This is a genomic window from Pseudoflavonifractor phocaeensis, from assembly GCF_016901735.1.
GTDB lineage: Bacteria > Bacillota > Clostridia > Oscillospirales > Oscillospiraceae > Pseudoflavonifractor_A.
This window is the reverse complement of the sequence record NZ_JACLZC010000137.1, coordinates 1-1,507: the sequence shown is the minus strand read 5'-3', so window position 1 is coordinate 1,507 and position 1,507 is coordinate 1. Positions and strand designations below refer to the sequence as shown.

1 protein-coding gene is annotated in these 1,507 nt (G+C 53.7%); it reads right to left on the bottom strand.

From position 1 onward, the window contains the following. Nucleotides 1–181: 181 nt before the first annotated feature. The gene (locus H7U37_RS14810) at nucleotides 182–1,399 is read right to left on the bottom strand and encodes an IS256 family transposase (RefSeq protein ID WP_204876904.1); all 1,218 of its coding nucleotides are present in this window, start codon (nucleotides 1,397–1,399) and stop codon (nucleotides 182–184) included. Nucleotides 1,400–1,507 lie beyond the last annotated feature (108 nt).

The following is a 1,507-nucleotide window of genomic DNA, read 5'->3' as shown; positions in this document are numbered from 1 at the left end:
GGCACGGCAGAAAATTTTGTGTAAGCGGTTTTCGACAAACTCAAGAATATCGCATTTGCAATGTGCATGATAGGGGCTTATTCCCCTTGATAACAGCTTTTCCGGGAGAGGTGGGACGGTATGCGCGCCGCTTGCGGCGTGAATGCCGTACCGCCCTCCCGGAAATGCTAAGGGAAGGGGATCAGCCCACGCCGCGGTCGGCGAAGAGGATCTGCAGTTGGCTGAGCACCAGATCCCAATTCTGACATCTGGCGTGCCAGTGCTTCACGATCCGCTGAGACGCCAGGTAGAGCATCCTCCTCAGAGAATCGTCGTTGGTGAAACTGGGTTTGTTTTTCGTGATCTGCCGGAACTGCCGGTTCAGGCCCTCAATGATGTTGGTCGTGTATATGATTTTCCGAATCTCTGGCGGGTATTCAAAGAACGTGCTCAGAACTTCCCAGTTATCCTCCCAACTCTTGACACAGGAGGGGTACTGCCTGTGCCAGGCATCGGAGAACCGGCGCAGGTTCTCTTCCGCCTCGTCCAGGGTAACGGCGGTGTATATCTTCTTCAGGTCGGCGACGACCTTTTTGATGTCTTTATAGCTGACATACCGGGTGGAACTGCGGATCTGGTGGACGATACACCGCTGCAGACAGCTCTTGGGATAGACCGCCCGGATGGCATCCATTATGCCGCACAGACCGTCAGTGCAGAACAGATACACATCCAAAACACCCCGGCTTTTCAGGTCATTCAACACATTCAGCCAAAATTTGCTGCTCTCATGCGCCCCGATCCAGACGCCCAGGATATCCTTCCGGCCATCCATGGAGATGCCCAGCACCACATAGGCCGCCTTGGTTACATAGCGGTGATCCTCCTTCACCTTGTAGTGGATGGCGTCCATGAACACGAAGGGATAGACCGGCTCCAGCGGCCGGTTCTGCCAGGCGGTCACCTCCGGCATGATCTTTTCACTGATCTTGCTCACCAGTTCCGGGGAAATCTCCACATCGTACAGGCTCTTGATCTGCTCGGCAATGTCCCGCTGACTCATCCCACAGGCGTACAGGGCAAGTATCTTGTCCTCCATGCCCTCGGCATTGCGGTCATACTTTTCAATGATTTTCGGCTCGTAATTGCCTTTCCTGTCTCTGGGTACCCTGATGTCGATCTCCCCCAGCTGGGTCTTGACCGTCTTCTGAGAATAGCCGTTGCGGTAGTTGGGAGAGCTGTTTTCCGCGGCTGCCCGCTGGCAGCGCTCCCGCCCCAATTCCTCGTCCATTTCCACTTCCATCACTTGCTGGATGACATCTCGGAACATCTCTTTCATCGCCGCCATGATGTCTGCCGTGCTGGTGAAGTGCTGGCTCTGTACATATTGCTTCAACAATTCCTGCGGTGCTGGCTGCATAGCTTCCTGACTCCTTTATCGTAAATATCTTGATCATATTCTTGACTTTGTCAGGAAACCTTAACCTATCGATTCCTGTCGATTACACAGAATTTTCTGGGGTCTCCA